Here is a 23,042-nt window from a genome sequence, read left to right as displayed (position 1 = left end):
TTCGAGCGGAGAATTGATTTCAGTGTTCTCACCGGGATGGTATCGCTTTGCCCCGGACACATCTGCTATCTTCCATGATTTACGGTTTAATCACCAATAGGCTCGTTGCTGGGGGGATTGTTATTTCCAGCGCCACCGGTATTGCCTCCTCCGCTGGTATTACCACTGTTACCTGAATTCGATGAGCCCGAACCCGATGGTTCTGTTTCTACGTTCATAGCGTTGTCGTGAGTTTCCTCGAAGGTTACGTCCTTCAGCAGCGAGATGGCATTTACGTACTTCTGCTTCACACTGCCGTCTTCTTTCTTCTCCTGGCCAACCACCACACGGCTGGTCTCGGGCTGGAACAGAATACGGCGAGTGGTGATGGTCTGGGCACCGCAATCCTCGAGCTTCGTTACACCGATGCTGGAGGAACCCACCTTGAAGATGCCGATACCGTTGAGCTTGATTTTCTGGCCCATCTCGAAGAAGTGCTTCAGGGCCTCACCCAACTCCTGAAGTACGGCTTTGATGTCACTCTTCTTCACTGAAGCCTGGCGCTGGATGAAATCTGCCAACTCTTCAGTTCCCACAAAGTGGTTGTCGTACACGGCCTGTGCAAAGTACTTGCCGAAAGCCTGACTTGAACTGTTCTTGTTCTGCGACTTGATAAATTTTTGACTCATGTTTTTAAAATTTTAAATGGTTTCTTTTAGTCGGCTGACGCCTTTGTAAAAGCGGCAAGGCCGAGCGAAAGTATATGGCTGGCGAGGAGACCATCTTAACGTGCTATCCGGATAGTCTTAATGAGTCGTTCAGATAGTCTTTATACCCCCTAAGGGATTATCTCAATGAGGTGTTCAGATGCTCTTAATGACTCGAAAAGATAGTCTCAATGACCCGTAGATGACTCGGTATCACTTGGCTCGCTTACCGATTACAAAGATACAACATTTCGAAAACTCATTGTCTGTTTCTGTCTGTTTTTGGCCGAATTTGGCTGAAAAAAGTTCATATTTCTATGCCATAGTCATCACATATGTATTTTACAGCCTGAGGGGGCAGCAGATGAGCATGAAGACTTACGCCCATAGTCGCAAGAACGTTTTGGCGAGAAACCATATAGCGCTGAAAAGTTCTGGGTGACACGCCAGCTAATCTGGCGAGTTCTGATTTATACATGGCTTTCATCTTGTTCAAATAAAAAATCTACTATATCAATTTTGCGTTCTTTCTGTTCTTTGGTAGTTTTCTGTTCCAGCAATGGCGATAAGCGAATGGGATAACGAAACCGGTAAAGTCGCTGTGCCTCATTTACGATGTCGGTCCATTGCTTGTATGCTTCGCCCTCAGGATCTGCATCTGGAAAGATGATGATGCGATACTGTACTAATGGTGCTAACAGCTCTGGTTTCAGCATCTGCATACCACCACACGATAACCATACAAAATCCGTAAACTTCTCCGACATAATTACCGCCGTTTTCTCCGATTCCACAATCGCCACCCGTTCTGTTCGCTCATTTAGCAGGTGCAGTCCGAAAAGGCAATGCTGCAGTTCGTATTCAGCAGGTAATTGCTGTTTCAGGATGGTATGCACCCATGTAGGATGATGCTCTTTGTCGCGATGGCAATCGGGTTGGTAATACATAATCTTGCCGGTATGCACCTGCTGCTGTTGGTCAATCTCCCAGAAGATAACGCCGCCCTCTTTTGAGTAGCCTAGCTGATAGCGTTCTGCTGCATTTCGTAGCTGTCCTTCGCTCAGGTAGCCTGTAGCCACCACTGCTTTGCAAAACTCGGAACCCAGACCTTTGGATTTAGTTACCAAAGCTGTATCCAACGGCACCACAATAGGTGGTGGAGGTGCAGATGGCTTGCTTTTTACATGGTTTTGAACAGTATGGTTTGTCAATATCACATCAAACTCCTTTACCAACCAATCGCAAGCCTCTAGAAAATCTAAATTTTCGTATTCCTGCACCAGCTTAATCACATCGCCGCCCTCGCCACAAACAAAGCATTTGTAGATGTTCTTGTCCTTGTTGATATGCATTGATGGGTGCTTGTCGTTGTGGTGCCAGCAAAGGGTACGTTTGGTAATCTTGCCCTTTCCTTTCAGCGTAATGCCCAATTTCGAGCATACATCAAATATGGGCATCTCGCGGATTTTTTGAAGATCTAATTCATTGTATTTCATTTTTTTATTTTTACATTCTTACATTTTTCAATTTTTGCATTTTTACTTCCTCCGTAGGTGAATGCTAAGTCCCCATACGTAATTCTCTCTACGAGAGAGAATGTAGTATGTGGGGAACGTTAGCGCTTCACCGCAGGCCATATTCTTTTTTGCCAAAGGGATTCGTTACACACACTATCACGTTTTCTTCAACCGCCTTTTGCAGTATCTCATCGTGCAATTTAGGTTTGATGGCGCCTGTCAGATCGAAAATCTGCGGCTTCAGTTGCTCCTCGGAATATACCAGTCCGGGTTGCATGATATCGATAAACAGCTGTTTTACGTCGAACACATGTTTACGGCCTTCCTTGTGTACGTACTTCGGATTCATATCGGGCAGTTTGTTCGAGCCCTGCAATTTATCGACCATCTTCTGCTGACTGCGGAACTGCGCCTCCAGTAGCTGCTCGTGGCTGCATTGATACGGCAGTCCGTCATCATTCACAGCAAACTGCAATGGTGTCGGGATGGTGTATTTGCGTGTATCCGTTTGTCCCCACGTAAAGATATGCTCCGAGTTCTTGGAACACTCGTACACCTCGAAGGCCTTGTTCTTCAGTTCTGTACCAATCCAACCACTCAGGTTTTTGTCCTCCTGACTCTTGTTCTGGTGCAGCACGCACACGATGGCACAGTGGTTTTCCGATGCCAGGCGCATCAACCGTTCGATGGTGTCCTGAGCCACCACGCCATCGTTAATATCCGCCACCAGGTCGCGAATACCATCCAGCACCACCAGGTCGGGCTGATAGCGCATCACCAACAGCTCCAATAGGCCTAAGCGTTCATTCATGGGCTCGCCACGCACGTTAAACACATCCATCTGCTCCATCGGGAACCGGTCTTCGGGTATGCCTGTGAGTGGTATGATACGATGCTTGAGGATGTCTTGCGTCGACTCTTCGCTCTGCTCGGTATCATACCACAACACGTGCAGCTTTTTCTGCTCGATCCGCTCTACGGAGAGCAACTGGTTGCAAAAGCATAGTGCCATCAAGATACTCGAAACAAATGTCTTACCGCTCTTGGCCTTACCAGATAGTCCTGTTAGTTCGCCACGGGCAAAGCAGGGCTTACCCGACAAGCGGAACAGGAACTCCATCGGCCGTAACTTGGTGATTGGTGTAATACGTCGCTGCTCCAGCTGCTTCAGTCGTTGTTCCTGCTCACAGGAAATGCCTGCCAGCCAAAGCTCGCCACGAATCAGATGCCCCACATCTGGATTAAACACCACATTTTTTAGGTTCTGCATAATTGTTAAGATGTTAATGATTAAATGATGTAAAAAATACAGTTGAGTTATGGTCTGATGGCGCAAATATAAGAAAAAAGCAGTTACTTTGCGCTCCGTTTGTGCTCCATTAGGGGGACACAAATTAAACTACATTTAACAAATACAATGAAGAAAATGATGACAACACCGTCATTTCGTGCCTTGATTAAAGGCATGATTGACAACGACGCGCAGGCCACTGTGCGTAACCTCGAGTATGTCCATGTTGGTCGCAAGACACGGGACCGTTTTTTAAAAGCGAAAGCAGTGTAATAGCCCTTTGGCAGGGCTATGTAGTGCTCCGTTACTTCCTGCAGAAGCCCGGACTCAGTTCCTATCAGAAATGGCAACTGATAGCCAAGGTTCTCGACAGTCTGGAGCACGACTTCCAAGAAGCCTTCCCCAACGAGCCCCCCATCTTCCTGCAAGGCTTCCGCGAAACCCTCTTCGCCCTAGTCACCCAACCGTAAAAACACAACAGCGGGAGCTCCACCCATGAAGCTCCCGCTAGAAACAAAAATACCCAGTGAGGGTAGTTCTATATACAAAAAATCTGCTGCTTGTCGGCATTAACTACGACAAACAGCAGAAAACTCACACTTGCAAAATTGAGAAACTATAACACCTGATGCCTTCCTCCTCGCATCTAAACTTTAAGCATTCCACCTATTTCATGGGGGATGTAGGGACCTTCTTTTACTTCGATAATCATTGTGCCAGCTTCAAGACTTTCTACAGAATGCCATTCTCCAGCTTTGATATTTACAGCATAATTGCCCTTACGAGGCGAAAGTTCTACCGATTGAATAACCTCGCCCTTGTCATTATGAATAGTCACCCGCACGCAACCTCTCAGTATCACAAACATCTCATCCACTTTATGATGATGAATGGGCATTACGGTGCCAGGTTCTAAGGCATTCAACAATCTCTGACATTTATCACTCAGATCTTCGTGAAAGTTATAATTCATCCTCAACCTTGGAACTTTCCTTTGCCTGTTGCGATACTTCGTTCAACAACTCTTCATTAATTATCTTCATAAGCCAATAGCTCTATTAGATGTTCTATAGATTTATTCAAGTCAAAATGAGTATTTTGATACGACTTGCCATTCTGACCTAACTGCAGCAATTCGTCTTTAGGCATTTTTGAGAGTTTTACAATTGTATCAGCTAAAGCGCGAGAATCACTAGCTGCAACAGAAAAGCCACACGAAGCTTCTTCGATGATTCTTGGTCCTTCGCCATTCATCATAGCCAAAATTGGCTTGCCTGCCGACATATAGGCCTGGAGTTTTGCCGGAGCTGTCAACGAGAAAATGCTCACGTCTTTTAAGGTCATCAGCATCACATCAGCCTGTCTAAAGAACAATGGCATTGTCTCTACCGGATGTCTTCCTAACCAATGCACTGTATTCTGAAGTTTATGTTCATCCCGGTATTTTTCTACCCAAGGACGTTTTCTGCCATCCCCCACAAACACGAAATGAATACTCTGCTCATCTTTTAGATAGTTCGCAGCTTCCATAATGTGATCAAAGTCCTGCGCCTCGCCAATGTTACCAGCAAACATCACTATAAAGCCCTTTGGTAATTCTGGAATCTTGCAACCTGCATTCACAGCCAAAGCTCTATCAGCCCAATTGGGGAAATATACGATTTTATCCTTGAAATCACCTTTTTCAAGAATAGACTTCTCAAAACCTTTCGAACTTATCAATATTTTTTTGGAGTTCTTATAAATCCATGTCGTCAGTTTCTCAAACGCATTCAGGACGCACTTATTATTAACTCCTCCAGCAGCTTGCAAACTCTCTGGCCACAAGTCCAACACCCAGAAATAAAGTGGTAACTTCTGGATTTTCGACACAATCACTGCAGGAATGCCTATCATAACAGGCGATGTTTCATGTATCAGTACCTTATCATACTTTCTAAAGAGTCCAAGAAAGATACTAATAAATATGGACGATATCAAAAAACTCAGATAGTTCAGCATCAGTCTGATACCACCGCCATTACCACGAGGTATGATAAAGCCACGAATCACCTTTACACCATTAACCGTTTCATGCCGTTTACGGAATATGCCATACCCATCATAGTATTTTCCTTTTGGATAATCGGGAATAGCTGTCAGCACCGTCACGTCATAGCCACGATTTGCCAGTTCAAATGCAACGTCATTGCATCTGAACGTTTCTGGATAAAAATGATTTGTACAGATTAGAACTTTCGCCATACCTTTAGAGTCCCTTGACAAGGGACGGCTATAATGCAGGGATTTCAGCTCTTTCTCCATACCATACGATTAACAATCCCTGTATAGGATTGGATAATCTTCACCACCTTGGTAGAGACATTCTCCTCGATATAATCAGGTACAGGGATACCATAGTCACCATTCTGATTCATCGTTACAGCAGTATCTACAGCCTGCAACAACGATTTTTCGTCGATTCCTGCGATGAAGAAGCAAGCCTTATCCAATGCCTCTGGGCGCTCTGTCGAAGTTCGAATACAAATGGCGGGGAAAGGATGACCTACGCTGGTAAAGAAGCTACTCTCCTCAGGAAGTGTACCCGAATCCGAAACCACCGCAAAAGCATTCATTTGCAAGCAGTTGTAATCATGAAAACCGAGAGGTTCATGTTGAATAACACGCTTATCGAGTTGGAAGCCAGAAGCCTCCAAGCGTTTCCTTGAACGTGGATGACATGAATATAAGATTGGCATATCGTACTTTTCGGCCATCTTGTTGATAGCGGTAAAGAGACTCATAAAGTTCTTCTCTGTATCGATATTCTCCTCACGATGGGCACTCAACAGTATATACTTTCCTTTTTCCAAACCCAGCTTTGCATGAATATCGCTAGCCTCAATCTCTGCCAAATTCTGATGCAACACCTCAGCCATTGGCGATCCAGTAACGTATGTACGCTCCTTAGGCAGACCACAATCAGCCAAATAGCGGCGGGCATGCTCGCTATAAGCCATATTCACATCGCTGATAATATCTACGATGCGACGGTTTGTCTCCTCTGGCAGGCACTCATCCTTACATCTGTTACCAGCCTCCATGTGGAAGATGGGGATGTGCAGACGCTTGGCACCAATCACAGAAAGACATGAATTGGTATCGCCCAATACCAATACGGCATCAGGCTTTGTTTCTACCATCACCTTGTAGCTCTTGTCAATGATGTTACCCATGGTGGCTCCCAAGTCATCACCAACAGCCTCCATAAAAATATCAGGATCAGCCAGCTTCAAATCCTTGAAGAACACGCCATTCAGGTTATAATCATAGTTCTGACCTGTGTGAGCTAACAGGCAGTCAAAATACTTTCGACACTTATTGATAACAGCTGCCAATCGGATGATCTCAGGGCGTGTACCCACGATAATCAGCAGTTTCAGCTTTCCATCATTCTTAAAATGCTTTATTTCCATCTTTTACCTTTTTACTCTTTTACCTTCTCGAAATATGTATCCGGTTTACTCGGATTAAATATCTCGTTACAATACATCACTGTCACCAGATTCTCAGTATTACTGAGATTAATGATATTATGAGTATATCCTGGCAGCATGTGAATACATTGGATGTTATCACCGCTTACCTCAAATTCTATCACTTCATCAGAACCAATCTTACGCTCCTGTATTAAGCCATGACCAGCCACCACGATAAAGAATTCCCATTTGGTGTTATGCCAATGCTGACCTTTAGTAATACCGGGCTTCGAGATATTAATACTCACCTGCCCTGCATTCAACGTATGAATAAGTTCTGTAAACGAACCACGCTCATCCACATTCATTTTTAAAGGGAAGGCCACTTTCTCTTTCGGGAGATAGCTCAGATAAGTACTATACAGCTTCTTGGCGAAGCTATTCTCGGGTATTTCTGGTATCATCAGGGTCTTAGGCTGTTCTGCAAAACTATTAATCAGTTCAACAATCTTGCCCAAAGTCTCTTGATGGGTAACAGGACAATAGCAATATCTGCCTTCAATTTTCGGCAGGACCCCTAATCCATCAAACTCACATCGGTGCTCCTTACCTTCTAAGGCATCCAGCATCTCTGTTACCAGATCATCAATATACAGCAACTCTAATTCTACCGAAGGATCGTTTACTTGAATCGGCAAATCATTAGCTATATTATTGCAGAATGTAGCCACCGCCGAATTATAGTTTGGTCGGCACCACTTGCCAAACAGATTGGGGAAACGATAGACAAGTACTTTAGCACCTGTTTCCTCCTGATATTTCAGAAACAAGTCTTCGCCAGCCTTTTTACTTCGACCATACTCGCTATTTCCAAAACGACCAGTGAGCGAGGCCTGTTGTGATGAACTTAACATCACCGGACAAGTATTACCATATTTCTTCAGCGTATCCAGCAATGTCGAAGCGAAACCGAAGTTACCCTCCATAAACTCCGAAGTTTCTTTCGGCCTGTTCACACCTGCCAGATTGAAAACAAAGTCTGCTTTCTGGCACCACTCGTCCAGATCCTCTGATGTCGAATCAATGTCATACTCAAAGATTTCATCAATCTTCAGGTCAGGTCGAGTTCTGTCCTTGCCTTCCTTTATATTATATAAGGTAGCACAAAGGTTCTTACCAACAAAACCTTTTGCACCTGTAACCAATATATTCTTTTTTACACGAGGTTAGGAATACCGTTCAATTCATTCTGGATATACTCCAGTGATGCAATCTTAGCTTTTGTTTCCTCCAAGTTCAATCGGCGGGTATTATCCGAATTAAACTCCTCGATAGTAGCACGCTTCACGTCACCCTCCTTGAAGTACTTATCGTAGTTCAAATCACGGTTGTCGGCAGGTACCGCATAGAAATTACCCATATCGATAGCCTTGGCAGCCTCCTCTTTGGTAAGCAGCGTCTCATACATCTTCTCACCATGGCGGATACCAATCACCTTTATCTCCTCTTTCTTACCACCAAACAGCTCACATACGGCCTCAGCCTGTGTCTGGATAGTACAAGCTGGGGCTTTCTGAACCAGTATATCACCATTCTTACCATTCTCAAAGGCAAATAGCACGAGGTCAACAGCCTCTTCGAGTGACATAATGAAGCGCGTCATCTTAGGTTCTGTAAGTGTGATAGGGTTACCTTTGCGAATCTGGTCAATCCAAAGAGGAATGACCGAACCACGACTGCACATCACATTTCCATAACGTGTGCAACAGATTTTGGTGTCGCCACTCAAACGGCTCTTGGCGACAGCAATTTTCTCCTCAATAGCCTTGGTGATACCCATCGCATTAATTGGATAAGCCGCCTTATCGGTAGAAAGGCAGATCACACACTTCACGCCAGCATCGATAGCGGCATCCAGTGTATTGTCTGTACCAATCACATTGGTCTTCACAGCCTCCATCGGGAAGAATTCGCAACTTGGCACCTGTTTCAGCGCTGCAGCATGGAACACATAGTCCACCCCCTTCATAGCATACTTCAGCGTACTCTTATTGCGCACATCACCAATATAGAATTTAATCTTGTTAGCTACCTCCGGCATACGTGCCTGAAAATCATGACGCATATCGTCTTGTTTCTTTTCATCACGACTAAAAATACGAATCTCTCCGATATCCGTACGGAGAAATCTATTCAGGACAGCATTACCGAAGCTGCCGGTACCTCCTGTAATCAAGAGTGTTTTGTCTTTAAATACTGACATTGTCTTATTTATTTTGTATTATTCCTTCTGTTATTAATTTCATTAATCGTTCCCAAGAATTATCTTCTGGCAATGAATAAGGAGTATACTGCTGTTGAGAGCAACAAGACAGAATATGTTTCGCCCAATCATCATATTGATGCACTCCCACATATTTTACGCCTGTGTACCCACTCAGCACCTCGTGCACATATTCCAAATCATTGGCAATAACTGGCACACCTAACGATGCGGCTTCGAGCAAAGGCAGACCCAGTGTTTCTATCATACTTGGGAACAGCAAGCCATTGCAGCTCTTTACCATCGACAATAGCTGCTGGTGAGGAATTCTTCCATGATATACAAAGTTTCGCTCTAAACCATTCTCTACGATATACTTATCCATTTCACCCATCTCTCCTTTTTCCAAGGTAAAGTGGATTCGTATTTTCTTAGCCATCTCAGGGCTCCGCCTATACGCTTCTTTCATAGCATACGCAAGAGATATATGCTCTTTAAATGTAAACGGAGTTGCAGGATATATAAAATCGGAAGTACCTTCCTCATATCGATATACCCCCAGGCTTTCAATGTCGATTTTATCCGTATCTGGAAAAAACACACCTATCCTTTCTAACGGAAAGCGAAATATCTTCGAGAAACCTTTCTTTATTTGGTTAGTCTGAACAGCAATGTAGGTCCGCTTATTCAGGAACAATTTGACATACAACGGATAAAAATAATGGTAAAACAGATAAGTCTTTGCAAACTTATCTCTCATATTTACCTTATATTTAGAAAGCGCAAGCGCCTGATGGAAATAAACGACATATCTTGCAGCTTTACATCTCACATTTCCATTCTGGAGCGAAAACACGACATCAGGCTTTATCCCAATCTTCTTGACTTTATGATTAAAACCATAGAAATCAAACTTCATTCTATCCAAACCTTTAGTATGGCATACGTGATAGAAGACATGATTGATAACGGGAACAGGCATACCATCAGCTACAAAAATATGCCATTCATGCCCATCCCCGAACCGCTCTACAGCGTTCAGAAATTGTTTATATATTGTTAATGCACCAGTCTCTGTTGCGACCGTAGCCAAAACACAAATAATCATAATCCTTACACTTATTCAAGTCCGAAGGTATCAACACCTGAGTATTCATTCAATTCCGCCTTGTTGAAAACTGAAATATATGGAAAATTGAATGCTGTTATCCCTTCTTTATAATTCATTCTATCAATAGCTGCATCAACATTCTTGATCCACAAAAAGATATGAACAAACATCAATAATCCTAAATTTGCCAGCATACGCGATGTACGAACATAATTCTGTACAAGAAATGCTGCATACAAGCAAATAAAAGATCTGAAATAAAATTCCAATCGGCCAGCCACAAGATCGTTGAAACTCAAAACACAATACATCGCATATCCTATTAGGCAAATAGCTTTTGCATAATAGCCATCAGTTCCCTCTTCGGGTTCAAATAGCAATACTGGAATGATTATCAATATACGTAATGCCATGCGTATGATGATACTTGCCCCTTCTCCTTCTTGATAAGTAGCCAGTCGGTCTAACGGTAAGAATGTTGTAACGCTTATACCCACTATCGCAAATGCCGTCAATCCTAAGGCCATATAAATGACAATTACCTTGTTGTAGATCTTTAATTTCAGCAACCAAGGGAGAATCAGAGCAACAATAAAAGACAAATGGATAAAGCAACCTACAATCACCCAGAAATAGAATTGCTTATACTTTTTCTCTTTGATCCAAGGAAACATAAACATCAGCAATGCCAAGCATATCCCCTGACGTATAGAGCTCATCGGACACAACATAAAGGTATATCCATAGAACGTCAACAAACTCAGACAACTAAATCCGCAATCTTTATGAAAGAAGCGATAAGACAAAAGCATACATGTCAATGACAGCAATGCAATAAAAACAGGATAACCAATTGAAAAGGCTTTGAAAACACCAATCAGTAATCCGAACAAGGGATCAATAAGTCCATATATTTCTGGATGTTCATAGTTAATATAATAATTAAAGTAATCATCCATCTGTCCATATCTGAATGTAGCCATCACGGTCATTAAGAAGTAAGAAACATTAAACCATCTCTCACTTCTTTTACCTGACACCACCTCAATGGCGCTGAACATTATCAATATAAAGAGGACTAAATAATACATGCGCTACTTTTTAGATAGAATTATATTGTACAATGCCATATACTTTTCTGCAATGACTTCGGCATCGAAACGCTTCACATTATTCAGCCCTTTTGCCACGATATTTTTCCTAAGGCTCTCGTTTCTAATTATTTCCAGGAATCCCTGACGTATCGAATCCACGCTCTCAGGATCTACATAAATCACAGCGTCGCCAGAAATCTCTGTCATCGGCGCCCTATGGGATGTCAAAACAGGCCTACCTATAGCCTGCCCTTCAATGATTGGCATGCCAAAACCTTCATACAAAGAAGGAAAGGACACTATATCACAAGAATTATATTCACTTAAGATTTCCTGATCTGTAAGTCTGAACTTGTTTATATAATTAATATGATTGGCTTGTAGCAGCAACTTTTGATTATTACTTAGTTGTCCAATAATAACCAAACAGCAATTCACACCATTCAAAGCTTCAATAACTCTCTCTAGATTCTTATTCGCACGAGTTCCAATATGCAGGATTCTTGGATTTTCTACATCAAATTCTTTCTTGCTATATTTGAATTCTGGAGATATTGGGTTATATATAACTGACACCTTACCCGATGCTTTAGGACATTCATCCAAAAGTTCGCGTTTTGTTGCCTCTGTTATACATGTTATATAGTTAGCCCTTTTTACAGGATACTTCACAAACAGCCACATCAGAATTTTCCTTTTGAGTCCTGCTCCAGGAAGATTGAGGTCATGTATGGTGATAATGGTATTCTTTTTCGGCAATAGTAAAGCGCAATAATGCATTACTCCCGTAATATGGTTTATATCCTTTCTATGACAAAAAGCAAACCACATATTAGAAATAATTGACCATAATGAAACCTTATAATAAGGCACATAACAATCATCAACAACAAAATGCCTACCAAAAATTGGTTGTAAAGGTTTAAAAACCTTTTCTATACTATAATCGGCATTTTTCATGCGAAAAATTAAATTCACATGATATTTTTTATTCATACCTTACTTTTTCAATCTGTCGTGAAAGTGCTTCCAAATAACCATTACCAAATTTTAAATCTGGTTCAATATAATTACCTTCTCCCCATTCATTCCATGATTTAATAAAGGCGATCTGGTGCTCAGGCTGTTTACTCTTAACCTCATCCAAAACCTGAGCAACATGTTTTTCAAACAAATCCGGAGTACTATCAACTATAATAAACCCGTTTCTTCCACTTCGTGGACTATGGTCCCAATTTGGATAAATAGCCGGATATACATCTTCATTCGAATCAAACTCTGGATCACAAAGTGTTTTAATTTCCTGACTATATGAAATCAAATGAGTACACCCTTTATATCTTAAGGTCTGCCAAAATTTCCTCAGTAGTTTATCGTATAAAGATTCTTTCAAAGCAGAAGAACCTAATCTTGAAACAGTGACAGCATTGAATCCTCTTTTTAGGAGCAAGTCTTTTGCCTGAGCATAGTTTTCCAACAAGGTAATTCTACCTACAAAGTGTATTCCAGGAAAGCCTTTTTCTTTAGCTAATTCATTCCATATTCTTATGGTATGCTCCGGCATATCTGTAGCCCTATGAACAAACACTAAAGGCGCACCATCAACCAAAATATATCTTGAATCCTTAAATGCTTTCAGCAAAGCATTGAAATGCGCCACATCATCCTCTTCGCTGTATGTTTGCTCAATTAATGTCTTTGTCCCAGCTCCTAGCGAACCATCCTTATTCCACATTTTGGATTTCCATGTCTCATTAGCCCAACCTATACAGAAGGGGAAATCAGGCTTCCCGCTATTAACAACTTCCCAAAATGGACGCTCCATCAACTCATGCCCTTCAAACCAATAGTGCCAATAACAAAACCCATCTATTCCTGCCTCCTTTGCTAATCGTGCCTGTTCCTCTCTTACCTCCGGCACTCTAAGGTCATAAAAGCCTAAGTCTGCAGGCACCTTAGGTTGATAATGTCCACGAAAGAGTGGTCGTGCTTTAGCTACATTGGTCCATTCCGTAAACCCTTTGCCCCACCATTCGTCATTCTCTTTAAATGGATGGAATTGAGGTAAATATAATGCAATTAATCTTGGTTTTGACATACATTCAATTTAATGATTTAATCATTCTAGCAGGCGCACCTGCCACCATTGTGTTTGAAGGAACATCTTTTGTTATTACAGAATTTGCCCCTATTATTACGTTATCTCCAATATGAACCCCAGCAAGGATAGTGGCCTTATCGCCTATCCAAACGTTATTACCTATTACGATTTCTCCTTTAGAATACAATTTTCTTTCAGCAGGAGGTACTGTTGCTTCTTCGATACTCAATCCCCCATGACTATTGTCACCTATATATACAAAGCGTCCAGTCAAAAGGCCATCGCCTATGGTAATCTTATTGCAAACTGTGATATGGTTATATTCACCGATGCTGCAATGATTGCCTATCGTCAAAGAAGGCGAAAAACGCTGTTCACCATACCGTTCCCAACAACCGAGAACGCCATGACTCTGGATGCAGGTATAATCGCCTATCGAAATACGCTTCTGTCCCCAACCCTGAAGACTGCATGGTTTAGAGATTGTTGAGTGCTCCCCCATATGGCCGATATAATTACAAATCCACATGGTGTATAAAACATCCCTGAACGCTCGCGTTCTTTCGCTCAATGTGTATGGAAACACCCTGCTGGCTATCCACATCAAGCATTTAAGAAGTTTCTTTATCGATAACTTTATCATTATATTCAACGAACTAATATACCAAATGGGACATTTCATTATAACCTATTTACGATTAAAAGATGCCAGAATAGGTTTCAACACTTTAGACGCAATAGATACAATACAGGTGTAGAAGGCATAAAAATTGGCCTTAATTATCATTTGCCAATAACCTCCCACACCATAATATACCTCCACATTTTTCTTGATATCTTTCAGAATAAAGGTGTGCTTAGTAGGTAGTATCACCTCGCTTTTATACAACTCGGTTAAGAATCCAAGCAAATCTTTCTTGACGATACCAAATGCCTCAGAACTTATACGCCCGTCATCAAAAAGACCTTTGATGATATCAAGTAGCACAACTCCAAAAGTATGAAACAGATTATACCCTCCCTTTCCAGAGTCATCACACATCTGCTCGTATTTCTTGTTCCAAATTACATATTCGGACTCTTTACGAATTTCAAATAATAATGAGGCATTCGGAAACATCTCATTAAGCTGGATATTGGGAATCACCGGAATGTCTTTATGCCAAAATCCAATACCTGCACTCCAACTACACCAATATGAAAGGTGACGAACAAATTCGTCAATATTAGAGCACTCAACAAAATCTGTTTCACACTTTATATTGCCATCAGAACAATAGATAACAGGTTGGGTATCCTTGTATTTTTCTACCAGTGCAACCATATCAGCGATGCTACCAGGCAGCATCACACTGCGATGATTGATCATCTTACAGAACAATCCCTTTCCTTCTTTCAAGCAGCTTACCAAATTCAAGAATCCTTCATCTGTGGTCTGCTTATAGCGGAGGTTAGGATAACTCATCTTAGCAATATGCACAGGTAAATGTGAGTCCTTACCATTGTCGGTAATGACCACTTCAAACTTTTCGTTGTCATACCCCTGCGAATAGATACTTTCAATAACTGGGAGTATCCACTCCACAGCACCATTCGTAGGAATACAAAGCGACAATATGGGATGCTTATCCATGATAGCTATTAATAACTCTAACCACTTCTGCAGCTTCATCCATTGAAACCACTTGATTCATAGGAATACTTAACTCCTGAGCATGAATTTTCTCCGTAATAGGATAACTTCGATTATTCCATTCCCTATAACACTCCTGCTTATGAGGAGGTATTGGATAATGAATTAAAGTTTGGATACCATTCTGTTTTAGATATTCCTGCAATTCATCACGTTTCTCACAGAAAATCGGAAACTGATGATAAACATTATTTTCATCTTCAATTCGTTTGGGCAGTGTTATTAACGGATTATTAATGTTGGCATAGTAATAAGCTGCTAACTGTTGACGTGAATGATTATCTTCATCCAGATACTTCAACTTCACATCCAAAGCTGCGGCATCAGTCTCTGCCATACGACTGTTCATACCTACATACTTAAATACGTATTTTTTCTGACTGCCATAATTTGCCAAAGCCCGGATTACCTCTGCCAATTCTGGGTCATTAGTTGTTACCGCACCGGCATCACCTAATGCACCTAGATTCTTACCAGGATAGAAACTATGAGCTGCGGCATCACCCAAAGCACCTGTCTTGACTCCCTTCCAAGCACAACCATGGCTCTGAGCACAATCTTCCATCAACTTCAGATTATGCTTTTTGCATATCTCACCTAACTTATCATTATAGGCAATTCGGCCATATAGATGAACAATCATCACCCCCTTCGTCCTAGGAGTGATTGCAGCCTCAACCTTATCAATATCAATTTCAAGACTCTCCCATGTAGGCTCAACCAAAACAGGTACAAGATTATTACGGGTGATTGCTATAATCGTAGCTATATACGTATTAGCTGGCACGATAATCTCGTCACCATCCTGCATCAAGCCCATTTCCTTATAGCCTCGCATCAACAGATACAATGCATCAAGACCATTGGCTACAGCTATACAATGTTCTGTACCTATATATTGAGCATAATCAGTTTCAAACTGTTTGTTTTCATTACCTTGAAGAAACCAGCCTGAATCAATCACACGATTTACTGCTGCTTTTATTTCATCACCATGCATAGCCGTGATGGCCTGCAAATCCAAAAGTTTAACCATTATTCTGTATCTTAATATATTCTAAATATTCATCATAATTGCGGATATAATCATCCTCAGAGTACCCCTCAGAAGCCAGTACCAAGCAAATTGAGCCAGAAGAAAAGCCTTGTTCTGCAGCCCAAACTCCAGGAGGAACATGAAGCCCATAAAACGGGCGGTTTAACAATACCGTACGTTTATTGACTCCGTCATCCAACGCCACTTCAAAACTACCACTTGCTGCTATCAAAAACTGATGACATTCCTTATGAGCATGCGCACCACGAGACTCGCCTCCAGGAATATCATAGGAGTAAAACACACGCTTCACATCAAAGGGAACATGCACATCATTATAAACGAATGTTAAATTTCCCTCTGGTTCGTGATTCTTCTCTAATGTATATAGGCCACAATCAAAAACCGTAGGTCTATCTTTGATTATTCCATTTTCTATAGTCTTCATAATCCATTATATAATCACCAGCATCGTACTCTGTATCAGATAAAATCAGGGCCAATGAATTAGTAGAAAAATTATTCATTACTCGCCATAAACCTTGGGGGACTAATAATCCCATGTATGAACGGTTCAAATGAAAAGTCTGCTCATTAGTCCCATCATTTACCACAACATCAAAACTACCAGAAAGCGCGACAATGAACTCTGTATTCTTTTTGTAAGCATGACCTCCACGTTCACAACCACCAGGAACATCATAAATCCAATATGAACGGCAAATTTTAAAAGGAATCTGTTTATACTCCTCTATAATAGAAAGATTCCCTCTACCATCAGCAATCTTTGGCAAATTCAATATCTTACAATCAGTTGTTTTCATAATCAAACAATCCCATTTTTAATTTTAATTGCATCAAAAATCTAAATATCGTATGATTCTCTGTTCGATTTTCATGCTCATGCTCATAGAAATATGACAAGTTTAACTTTGGATTCTCCTTAAAGTAAACGTCAGTCATTCGCCGTTTCTTTTCATACACTTCCCAGGCTTTTGACCAATAATGGTTAATCTGTATGGAATACTTTGACTCATCAAAGAAACGTCCAAAATGTATCGGGTCAAATACGAACCAACCAAATTGGTTTGCAGGGAAAACCGTAACATTGAAAAAACCACCAAACAAGGGATATTTTACACGTGTAAGATGATGAGTAGAAGTATCAAAAACAGAAATACCATAGTCTGTATTAACCAAACATTTTCCACAATGATATAAATGGTCCCAAGAAACATGGTATTGCTCAATTACTAATTCATCATTATTATGATGCAACTTGCCAGATGTTCCAAACATCCGCCAATAAAGAACCAATACAGGATACTTGTCCATAGTGGAAAGCCACTCCCCTATCGTTTTCGCATATCGCGGACAAAAGAACTCATCGATATCTAAGAAAGATACCCACTGAGTTTCATGACGGTAAGTTTCATAAAAATTCTGATATGCAGCTATTTGTGCTTGGTCATAAGGCCAATCAACTAATGTAACAAGCCCTCTATCAATATATGACTGAAGTATTTCTTTATAATTATCTTCAGAATTATTGTTATAAAGATAGAAGTGCTCCACACCGATCATTTCATGGAACTCAATCCATTCCTTTAAGAAAGATGCTTCGTTCTTAAAAATGCCACAAAGACTTATACGATATTTTTTATCATAGTTTGGTTTTCTTAAGAAAAGACGAAGAAAGAAGTTACAAAACAATAGTTCTAACAACAAACCTAAAGTTTTTATATATGCAATGATTCTATTCATAACGCTAACTTATTTTTGCAGGTTAGATATATCTGCTTACTATATTTCATAAAAACTTCATCTTTCATTAAGCCAAGAAAACCAACATATATTACAGCCATTATTGCCATTCGAAAAACTATATCAACAACGTAACAAGGATGAACAAACAAGGAAAATCCCCATACAAGAATGGAACCAAAAATCCAAGCAGCAACATAAATAAGGACATCTTTAATTTGCTCAAAATAAGAATATGATAAATATCTTTGTGGCGCTGACATATTCACAAAAGTACCCCATAATGAATTAATAACATAAGCTATCAGCAATCCTATCATCCCATATTGTATGGACAAGAGAATAACAACAAGGTATACTGGTTTCTTCAAAAATTCCAATTTCAATGTATATCCAGTCTGATTAACAATCTGTAGTAACACAAGAGTTAATGATTGGACATAGCCGATAACACTAGCTAACAACAAAAGCTGAAAAGCAATAACAGATCCTACCCAAGCTTCACCCCACAAGAGAATAATTAGTGGTTTGGCAATTACAATTAGAATTCCACTTATAATTGTCATTACGCAAGTTACCATTTTGGTTAACTCCCTATATTTCTCTCGTAGCAAATTTGCATCATTTTGAACATTAGCTAATAATGGTAAAGATACCTTCTGAATAACTCCGTTACATATCGTTTCCGGCTGTGTTGACAATGAACGCCCCTTTGAATAGAAGCCCAAATCAGTTTTATTAACGTATTTACCAATCAATAAGGTATATATCTCATTAAATACCGTACCTAAGAAATTTGCACCAATTAGTTTAGAACCGAACCCCCACAAATAGCGCATAGACTCCATACTAAATTCCCAAGAAGGCCACCATTTTGTAACAATCCAGAACATAACAGTTCTAATGAATGAAGCCAATATTGTATTCACTGCCAAAGCGTATATGCCCCAACCTATATATGCCAGATAAACAGCTAAAAGTCCTGATGGGATTTGCGATACAATATTTATTATCGCCTGTTCGCGCATTCTGAATTCTGCTGTAAGAATTGCATTTTGCACTATACATAGAGAATTCAACACAACAGTAATGCTTACTAACCTTGTGAGTGGAATCAGCTGTTTGTCATCAAAATAATCTGCTATCCAAGGAGCACCGAAATATAACACTGCATACATAGCAACTCCCATTAAAGTGTTAAAATGGAATGCTGTTGAATAATCGATATTTGTTCTATCTAATTTTCGAATAAGAGCATTAGAGAATCCTGCTTCAATAAAAACATTAGAAAACGCAATAAAAACCATACTAATCCCCACCAAACCGTAATCATCGGGGGTAAGTAAGCGAGCTAAAACGATCCCAATAAAGAAGCTAATAATCTGAGCCCAAATTCGATCTAAGACACTCCAAATAGTTGCAGATACAGACTTTTTCATTTTTAGTACACTCTTGTAATGCTACCATAGGCTTTATCTACAAACCAATTCTTAAACCTCTTATTTGGTTCAGACGGAGTCCAATCTGCAATAGGCGTCATAAAAGATTCACCATAATACGTTTCCAAACATTTCTTTGGATCAGCAGGAGCATTACATTCCATGCCAGCCAAATCCAACTTCACTAATGGACATGCCTCCGGTATGGTATACTCACGAAACATCCATTTGTTTTGAGCAAAAGATTCGTCATTCTGCTTATCATAACAAAAAACATGTCGTTCACCATTGTCACTTGTACACAAAAAAATATCGATTTGAAATCCTTTATACTCCCAAGTTACTTCTGTCAAAAAACGCCCCCCATCTCTATACTGATAGAAAAAATGTTTCTTTTTAAAACCACTCATTATAAGAGTATTTTCAAAATCAAGATCATACTGATCCTGATACATTCCCAAATCCATATCATAATCATATTTTATAAAAGAATGATTCCTGTATGCCCCAAGCAATGTTCCGAACTCCAACCATATCGCTTTTTTTTGTTCAAGACTAATTCTATGAAACAAATCTAAAATCTCTAACCCAAATTCATGCATTAAAGAACTCTGTTTCAATAAAACTCTATTATTTCGATATTTTGAATAATATCCTAGACTTAACAAATCTAATAATTCCTTTATCATTGCATCTTATTTCCATTACACATATTCATACCCCATTGATAGACCTCTTTCATAATGGGGCTATCGAAATTATGCTTTTCCGCAGTTTCGATAATATACCTTAATCCATAAGGAAAATCTTCTATAAAATACCGGCTTGAAAAATCAGGTTCAAACCTTCCATGATTATTAACAGTCATTGGGGATAAAATTCCTTGAAATGCCTGTATTGTACGTATTTTCTTTGTTAAAGAATTTGCGTCAGAACATTCATAATAATCCAAAACAGAAGGAATTGCTCCCTCTTGTACCCCTATTATTCTCAAAAGTTTCTGGAACTCATCATCCATTGATAAATATAGCTGAGAAGAAGCGACTGTCCATTCAGAATAGAAGCCAGGATTAACATCATATGAAAGTCCTGGTTTCCAATCTTTCCACATAGTATATAAACGTGCTGTGTGAAGAAGCGGATTACTATTTGAAAGACTTGCCTCATAGAAACTATTAAGAAGGAATGTACGCGTTTTAAATAAAACCTCTAATGTCTTCCTCATATATTCCTTATCATCCACATTCATGACAGCGACACTTAAAGAATCCTTATAACCTTTCAATTCTGCCCTGTGCCCATATTCTATGATTCGAGATATAAAAGGCACCCGCTGAAATCCAAATAGAGGTTGATTATTAGTCAGAATACTAAAAGCTTCAAAAAAGAATCCTGTACTAGACACAATAGAACCAACCCAAATATTGGGAGTCAAATAAGGTTCTATTGCTCTTAACATATCGCGTATAGCAAAGCCAGGAAGACACAGCAAAACAACATCTGCATTAGGAATAACATCTTTAGGGCTAGATGAAATAGAAACAGGACATCCTCTAAATATTTCACCTTTGTTATCAACAACTTCAATGTTTTGAGACCATTTTTCTGGACAAGTTGTCAAAATAGATATATCCTGACCTCTCTGTGATCCTAAGAAACCAGCCACAACGTGCCCTAAGTTTCCTCCTCCACAAATCGTAATATTCATAAAGATTTTAATTTTTATCTAAGTCCCGAAATGCGTGAATAAATCGTTCATTATCCTCATGACTACGAACAGCAATTCGCATATACTGTTTTCCATCAAATCCTTGCTTGTCAGAACAATCACGAACCAAAATATTATATTTCTTAAGCATTGTGAGCACTAACTGGTTAGCATTCTTAGGTGGAAGAATCTCACAAAGGAAATAGTTGGCTTGCGATGGCATTACCCGCAAGAAACTGATTTCCTTCAGTTTTTTCTCGAAGTCCTCACGTTCTGCAATGAATTTCTCGCAAGCACGTTTGTAGTCCTTTTCGTACTTGGTGAAAATCTGCATGAAATACTCAGCAAAGGAATTGATGTTCCAGATGCTCACCATCTTCTTCATCTTGGCAATTAGTGTTACATCTGCTGAACATAGAATGCCCAAACGAATGCCTGGAACACCATAGCTCTTACTGATGCTTTTCATTACAACCATTGTGGGATAGGCTTCAAGGAGTGTATTACTCAATAAAGAATTATTCTCAAACCCAACGCTAAAATCAACAAAACTTTCGTCTACTATCAAGCGGATATCCTGTTTTTGGCACCAAGCAGCCAAAACTAATACGTCACAGATAGGAATAAAGTTTCCTGAAGGATTGTCAGGGTTAATCAGCAGAATATTGTCAGCATGGTTCTTCTCAAAGAAATCCATCAGGTCTTTAGCTGTATAGCGGTAGTCACTATTCTGAGGAATATAAGTCACTAGTTTTTCCTTATCGCGTCTGTTAGGATATTCCTCAAATGTAGGTCGAGTCACTCCTAAAGTACCAGGCAAAGTTTCCATTAGGACCTTTATCAACTCTGCCGCTCCGTTACCTGGAATGATATAATCTTCTTTAACGCCCCAGCACTTACTGGCAATGAGGGAGTTCACCTTCATACCTGAGGGGTATTCTGAAATAAGCGTTCTAAAGAAAGCCTCCATTTCGTCAATGATACGACTCTCATTGAAATAGGGATTCACAAGATAGCAATAGTCAAGCATTTTTGGAAACCGCCAGAAACCGCCATAGCGACCATAATACTTACGAAGCACATCTTTCTCATCAGCAAACAAAGCCTCTGCAATATCCAAGTCCTGCTTGTCATCGATCTCATACCACTTCTCATCAGTAATAGGTAAAGCCTTCAGGTCATGGCTATTCAAGAAGGATATAATACGCAGCACATTCTCATAGTACTCATTATTACCAACAGCCTTGGTATATGCCTCCAAAAAGGGAACATATTTTGTTCTGGAAAAAGTCTTAGAGAATTTGTAGATATTTACGGTCTTATAATATGAGTTTGTTTCCCTAAAATCAAAAGCCGCCTTCGGTACAAAATTTACAATATTGTTATCTTGATCAATTCGGACCATCGTACCATCCATCCAACTTTCATATTTTGCGACAAGCGCAAGATTAGGATAAGGATTATCAAGCAGCAATTTAAACATACCATCATCAAAAATGAGGTCGCTTTCAATCAACAATGTATCATCATCCAGCAATTTTTCCTTTGCTAATGCCAAAGAATATATATTATTTGTTTTGTCATAAATAGGATTATCAATATACTCAATCTTCAAACCATGCTGTTCGCTACCAAGATAATTCATCAGTTTTTGACCTTCATAGCCAACAACAATCACCACACGATTCAAAGAAAGAATTGAAAGCTGAAGTAGAACACGATCTATTAATGGCACACCATTTACAGGCACCATACACTTGGTATTATTCTTGGTATATTCACCAAGACGCTTTCCCATACCCGCAGCTAAAATAATTGCTTGCATTATATTTGTATTTTGTATTAATATGCTATTCTTACTCCAGTAAACTGTCAATTTTG

At 40.0% G+C, this 23,042-nt stretch carries 24 protein-coding genes; 2 read left to right on the top strand and 22 right to left on the bottom strand.

Going from position 1 to position 23,042, the window contains the following annotated elements; all coding sequences use genetic code 11:
• Nucleotides 1–86 precede the first annotated feature (86 nt).
• From PRU_RS00545 to PRU_RS00530, 3 genes are all read right to left on the bottom strand, one after another.
• Nucleotides 87–668, bottom strand: a complete 582-nt coding sequence (locus PRU_RS00545; RefSeq protein WP_013064640.1) for an HU family DNA-binding protein — start codon at nucleotides 666–668, stop codon at nucleotides 87–89.
• A gap of 488 nt (nucleotides 669–1,156) precedes the next feature.
• Nucleotides 1,157–2,182, bottom strand: a complete 1,026-nt coding sequence (locus PRU_RS00540; protein WP_013063555.1) for a DUF6371 domain-containing protein — start codon at nucleotides 2,180–2,182, stop codon at nucleotides 1,157–1,159.
• 127 nt (nucleotides 2,183–2,309) lie between these two features.
• A complete protein-coding gene (locus tag PRU_RS00530) occupies nucleotides 2,310–3,473 on the bottom strand; it encodes an AAA family ATPase (protein ID WP_041385480.1) in 1,164 nt (387 codons plus the stop codon).
• Between the two features lie 147 nt (nucleotides 3,474–3,620).
• Here PRU_RS00530 and PRU_RS15925 point away from each other — a divergent pair, with 147 nt between their 5' ends.
• On the top strand, nucleotides 3,621–3,767 hold the full coding sequence (locus tag PRU_RS15925) for a hypothetical protein (RefSeq protein ID WP_177168184.1): 147 nt from the start codon (nucleotides 3,621–3,623) through the stop codon (nucleotides 3,765–3,767).
• Nucleotides 3,768–3,790: 23 nt separating this feature from the next.
• Nucleotides 3,791–3,964, top strand: a complete 174-nt coding sequence (locus PRU_RS15920) for a hypothetical protein (protein ID WP_013064439.1) — start codon at nucleotides 3,791–3,793, stop codon at nucleotides 3,962–3,964.
• Nucleotides 3,965–4,140: 176 nt separating this feature from the next.
• Here PRU_RS15920 and PRU_RS00525 read toward each other — a convergent pair whose 3' ends face one another.
• From PRU_RS00525 to PRU_RS00435, 19 genes are read right to left on the bottom strand one after another with little or no spacing between them, the layout of a single operon-like run.
• Nucleotides 4,141–4,467 (bottom strand): WbuC family cupin fold metalloprotein, encoded by a 327-nt coding sequence (locus tag PRU_RS00525; protein ID WP_306432711.1) that lies wholly within the window; start codon nucleotides 4,465–4,467, stop codon nucleotides 4,141–4,143.
• Between the two features lie 56 nt (nucleotides 4,468–4,523).
• Entirely contained in the window at nucleotides 4,524–5,798 is a 1,275-nt protein-coding gene (locus PRU_RS00520) for a glycosyltransferase family 4 protein (protein WP_013065258.1), read from the bottom strand.
• On the bottom strand, nucleotides 5,783–6,949 hold the full coding sequence (wecB, locus tag PRU_RS00515) for a non-hydrolyzing UDP-N-acetylglucosamine 2-epimerase (protein ID WP_013064153.1): 1,167 nt from the start codon (nucleotides 6,947–6,949) through the stop codon (nucleotides 5,783–5,785). Before wecB ends, PRU_RS00520 begins: the two co-directional genes overlap by 16 nt.
• Nucleotides 6,950–6,960: 11 nt before the next feature.
• Entirely contained in the window at nucleotides 6,961–8,157 is a 1,197-nt protein-coding gene (locus PRU_RS00510) for a polysaccharide biosynthesis C-terminal domain-containing protein (RefSeq protein ID WP_013063405.1), read from the bottom strand.
• Nucleotides 8,158–8,168: 11 nt separating this feature from the next.
• Nucleotides 8,169–9,215 carry a polysaccharide biosynthesis protein gene (locus PRU_RS00505; protein ID WP_013063553.1) on the bottom strand — a complete coding sequence of 349 codons (1,047 nt, stop codon included), beginning with the start codon at nucleotides 9,213–9,215 and terminating at the stop codon, nucleotides 8,169–8,171.
• 4 nt (nucleotides 9,216–9,219) lie between these two features.
• Nucleotides 9,220–10,323 carry a glycosyltransferase gene (locus tag PRU_RS00500; protein ID WP_013065524.1) on the bottom strand — a complete coding sequence of 368 codons (1,104 nt, stop codon included), beginning with the start codon at nucleotides 10,321–10,323 and terminating at the stop codon, nucleotides 9,220–9,222.
• 11 nt (nucleotides 10,324–10,334) lie between these two features.
• Complete coding sequence (locus tag PRU_RS00495; protein ID WP_224083065.1) at nucleotides 10,335–11,387, bottom strand: EpsG family protein; 1,053 nt, start codon at nucleotides 11,385–11,387, stop codon at nucleotides 10,335–10,337.
• Between the two features lie 33 nt (nucleotides 11,388–11,420).
• Nucleotides 11,421–12,416, bottom strand: a complete 996-nt coding sequence (locus PRU_RS00490) for a glycosyltransferase family 4 protein (RefSeq protein WP_013063126.1) — start codon at nucleotides 12,414–12,416, stop codon at nucleotides 11,421–11,423.
• Nucleotides 12,409–13,518 carry a glycoside hydrolase family 99-like domain-containing protein gene (locus PRU_RS00485; RefSeq protein ID WP_013065357.1) on the bottom strand — a complete coding sequence of 370 codons (1,110 nt, stop codon included), beginning with the start codon at nucleotides 13,516–13,518 and terminating at the stop codon, nucleotides 12,409–12,411. The genes PRU_RS00490 and PRU_RS00485 overlap by 8 nt, the downstream gene beginning before the upstream one ends.
• A 4-nt stretch (nucleotides 13,519–13,522) precedes the next feature.
• Nucleotides 13,523–14,164, bottom strand: a complete 642-nt coding sequence (locus tag PRU_RS00480) for an acyltransferase (protein ID WP_177168182.1) — start codon at nucleotides 14,162–14,164, stop codon at nucleotides 13,523–13,525.
• Between the two features lie 45 nt (nucleotides 14,165–14,209).
• Nucleotides 14,210–15,154, bottom strand: a complete 945-nt coding sequence (locus PRU_RS00475) for a glycosyltransferase family 2 protein (RefSeq protein ID WP_013063339.1) — start codon at nucleotides 15,152–15,154, stop codon at nucleotides 14,210–14,212.
• Nucleotides 15,147–16,250 carry a DegT/DnrJ/EryC1/StrS family aminotransferase gene (locus PRU_RS00470; RefSeq protein ID WP_013065674.1) on the bottom strand — a complete coding sequence of 368 codons (1,104 nt, stop codon included), beginning with the start codon at nucleotides 16,248–16,250 and terminating at the stop codon, nucleotides 15,147–15,149. Before PRU_RS00470 ends, PRU_RS00475 begins: the two co-directional genes overlap by 8 nt.
• Entirely contained in the window at nucleotides 16,243–16,698 is a 456-nt protein-coding gene (locus tag PRU_RS00465) for a sugar 3,4-ketoisomerase (RefSeq protein ID WP_013065516.1), read from the bottom strand. The genes PRU_RS00470 and PRU_RS00465 overlap by 8 nt, the downstream gene beginning before the upstream one ends.
• Nucleotides 16,664–17,074 (bottom strand): sugar 3,4-ketoisomerase, encoded by a 411-nt coding sequence (locus PRU_RS00460; RefSeq protein ID WP_013063387.1) that lies wholly within the window; start codon nucleotides 17,072–17,074, stop codon nucleotides 16,664–16,666. Before PRU_RS00460 ends, PRU_RS00465 begins: the two co-directional genes overlap by 35 nt.
• Complete coding sequence (locus PRU_RS00455) at nucleotides 17,061–18,014, bottom strand: glycosyltransferase family 92 protein (protein ID WP_013065365.1); 954 nt, start codon at nucleotides 18,012–18,014, stop codon at nucleotides 17,061–17,063. Before PRU_RS00455 ends, PRU_RS00460 begins: the two co-directional genes overlap by 14 nt.
• Nucleotides 18,011–19,453, bottom strand: a complete 1,443-nt coding sequence (locus PRU_RS00450; RefSeq protein ID WP_013064607.1) for a lipopolysaccharide biosynthesis protein — start codon at nucleotides 19,451–19,453, stop codon at nucleotides 18,011–18,013. Before PRU_RS00450 ends, PRU_RS00455 begins: the two co-directional genes overlap by 4 nt.
• 2 nt (nucleotides 19,454–19,455) lie before the next feature.
• Nucleotides 19,456–20,142: a LicD family protein gene (locus PRU_RS00445; protein ID WP_013063781.1), complete on the bottom strand. Its 687-nt coding sequence runs from the start codon at nucleotides 20,140–20,142 to the stop codon at nucleotides 19,456–19,458.
• A complete protein-coding gene (locus tag PRU_RS00440; protein ID WP_013063014.1) occupies nucleotides 20,139–21,161 on the bottom strand; it encodes an NAD/NADP octopine/nopaline dehydrogenase family protein in 1,023 nt (340 codons plus the stop codon). Before PRU_RS00440 ends, PRU_RS00445 begins: the two co-directional genes overlap by 4 nt.
• Before the next feature lie 7 nt (nucleotides 21,162–21,168).
• On the bottom strand, nucleotides 21,169–22,986 hold the full coding sequence (locus PRU_RS00435) for an aminotransferase class I/II-fold pyridoxal phosphate-dependent enzyme (RefSeq protein ID WP_013063046.1): 1,818 nt from the start codon (nucleotides 22,984–22,986) through the stop codon (nucleotides 21,169–21,171).
• Nucleotides 22,987–23,042 lie beyond the last annotated feature (56 nt).

It is taken from the genome of Xylanibacter ruminicola 23 (genome assembly GCF_000025925.1).
Classification (GTDB): Bacteria; Bacteroidota; Bacteroidia; order Bacteroidales; family Bacteroidaceae; genus Prevotella; species Prevotella ruminicola.
Note: the sequence above shows the minus strand (reverse complement) of the source record. Positions and strands in the feature narration are given on the sequence as shown.